Genomic DNA, 294 nt, shown 5'->3' with positions numbered 1-294 from the left:
GGTCGACAGGGGGTCACCGAATGCGGGATCACCGGGCAGTGAGCGCCTGATCCGCCGCACGGCGTCGACCAGCTGGGGTTGCCGGTCCGCGTCGCGTACCCACTTCGCCACCGAACCGGTGACCTTGGCGTATCCGCCCTCCGTGCCGGAATCCACTCGAGGCGGTTCCGGTGTGGCGTCGCCCTCCGGGTCGTCACTCACCCCGGCAAGAGTAATCGCAGCCGGGTCGTCTCGCAGAACTGCCGCGTGACGCCGGTTTCGGCGCCTACTTCCCCACATCGGCCCGCGCCGCGC

The 294-nt window shown here is 70.4% G+C and carries 1 pseudogene; it reads right to left on the bottom strand.

Annotated elements, in window-relative coordinates:
- A pseudogene (locus IJ15_RS0124515) lies at positions 1–201 on the bottom strand (adenylate/guanylate cyclase domain-containing protein); the annotation flags it as partial.
- Positions 202–294: the final 93 nt, after the last annotated feature.

This window comes from Prescottella defluvii (assembly GCF_000738775.1).
GTDB lineage: Bacteria > Actinomycetota > Actinomycetes > Mycobacteriales > Mycobacteriaceae > Prescottella > Prescottella defluvii.
The sequence above is the reverse complement of the archived record's forward strand: the minus strand, read 5'-3'. Positions and strand labels throughout refer to the sequence as shown.